1 protein-coding gene is annotated in these 386 nt (G+C 37.3%); it reads left to right on the forward strand.

Going from position 1 to position 386, the window contains the following annotated elements:
* Nucleotides 1-109, forward strand: a 109-nt coding sequence (locus E3E28_RS11045; RefSeq protein ID WP_167915476.1) for a His/Gly/Thr/Pro-type tRNA ligase C-terminal domain-containing protein, incomplete at its 5' end; no start/stop codon positions are given.
* Between the last annotated feature and the right edge of the window lie 277 nt (nt 110-386).

Raw genomic sequence — 386 nt, forward strand, 5'->3', positions numbered from 1 at the left:
GGAAGACAACACCGTAACAATCAGAGACAGAGATACGAGGGAGCAAATTAGGGTTAAGATTGATGAATTACCAAAGAAGCTGAAGGAGCTTATCTTTGGCTCCTCTTGACTTTTCTCCAAATTATTCTTGCCGCAGTGAAAAGAACAACACCACTCAGGAAGCCAAAGAGATAATTCCATTAAGTTTCAGTACCATTAGTATAGCTGAGATTTTTAAACCTAAAATGCAATTAAATATGCAATGAGTCAAAAAATCCATCTCATCTACAAGCGCATTCCGAACAGAATTCTTGAAAGATACGATGAAGTGATAGATGACCTAGGAGATATTATTGTTGCCAAGTCCAAATTTTATGGAATGCTTGCACCCCTTTATGTAAATGGAG

Origin of the sequence: Thermococcus sp. 21S9, assembly GCF_012027635.1 — an archaeon.
Taxonomy (GTDB): domain Archaea; phylum Methanobacteriota_B; class Thermococci; order Thermococcales; family Thermococcaceae; genus Thermococcus.